The 1,591-nt window shown below is 35.1% G+C and carries 2 protein-coding genes; both read right to left on the bottom strand.

Annotation, left to right across the window (positions count from 1 at the left end; translation table 11 throughout):
- Nucleotides 1-7 precede the first annotated feature (7 nt).
- Nucleotides 8-700, bottom strand: coding sequence for a hypothetical protein (locus ACH2DQ_RS20290; RefSeq protein ID WP_394911425.1), 693 nt, complete (start codon nt 698-700; stop codon nt 8-10).
- A gap of 72 nt (nt 701-772) precedes the next feature.
- Nucleotides 773-1,591, bottom strand: an 819-nt coding sequence (locus ACH2DQ_RS20295; RefSeq protein ID WP_395028063.1) for a LytTR family transcriptional regulator DNA-binding domain-containing protein, incomplete at its 5' end; no start/stop codon positions are given.

Below are 1,591 nucleotides of genomic sequence, written 5' to 3' on the forward strand. Positions count from 1 at the left end.
AGAACGATTACTCAGTTGTAAAGGTTGTAATCGCAGCTAAACCGCTTCGTGACAAAGCACTCATCTTATTATTCCATCCGCCTGTAAAGTAACCTACTATATAACTATGCCCAACTACTACCGGAAAGCCATCCAACGCTATATCCCCTGACTGAGCATTGCTTTCCACTCTACATGCGCATTTTGGTAAATCTACATATATATCATTCAATGCATCCCATACTCCAATCCAATTTTCATTATCAAAGGGACGATAATTTACACAAGTATCATATTTAACTAAGACAGATGTAGACTGAACAGAATCAATATCAATGCTGATATTCTTATAAATTATTTCTGTTCCTGGTGCTAATGAAGAAACATATGCGGTTGAACAGAAATTGTTAATTCTAGAATTAGGATCGTAAGGAGCAAGAGAATATCCTATAATATATCCTCTTTCAATTAAGCCCAAATCCTCCATTGTAATTGTGCCATTTAGAAAATCTGATTGCATTACATAAGTTTTTAAAGGCTGTTTTCTCCATGGTATGGATGGACCTTTTATACTGTCATCTGCCGGCCATAACGCAAAATAGTTCTTATCTGTTCCTGGCATTGTTTCCATGAGAACATGATAATCCAATCTGGCATAATCCCCATTGATTTTATTTAATTTAATATTTACACACTCTTTCTGCAAAGCACTTACCTTCATGTTCGATCCTCCTAGTTTTACATAATTTATTTCTTTGCTTTATACCCATATTTTGTTAGTCACATCCCATAATCAAACGTACATAAGTTCTTTATAAATATTCTGATATTTTTTTACTGGTACAGGAACATGCGATCCTGATAACATTATCAATTCCGTACTTCTTAAAATCTTAACATAACTACGATTTACCATGTAGCTGCGATGGACCTTAACAAATTCTTGTCCCAAGATATTCTGGCATTCTTTCCAGGAAATTCTGGCTTCAATACAGCTCTCCCTAACAGTGTGAAACAACGTACAGTGATTTTGGGCTTCTGCATATTCCACCTCTGACTCTTTCAAATAATGTATGCTTCCATACGTATCCCTAATTTCTAAGCGATGATCTTTTCCATTCTCGTTTTCTATTAATTTTTTCAGATATTCATAATTCATTTCTTTCTTACTTGAAAAGAGCTGATTGACCCCTAAGTATTTAAGAGGGCTTGAAATATGTATATGTATAATTTTTAATTCATCATTTTTCAAATGCCAGCTAAACGTCACTCTTTGCTCCTCTTGCAATAGTAGTTGAGTTCCCTGATCTGTGCTCACCAAGTAACGTCCCATAATCAGACAGGAATTCCTGTCATGGGCAACACACCGGAATTCCTGATGTATTAAATGACATTTAGGATTGGTTTTACTAGTTTCTACTAAATCCTGTATGACCTTATCCTTACCTTGTTTAAATTCTTTTTCTAATGCTCCAATCCAGACAACCTCTTCGCTTAATTGCCGGATGATGTAAGAACTGTCTTTTTGCCAAAAAGAATTAAGGCATTCTTGAGTTCTTGTAATTGCTTCTTGAATCTTCATCTTTTGCATAACACCACACTCCCAAACTTT

It is taken from the genome of Robinsoniella sp., from assembly GCF_034124845.1.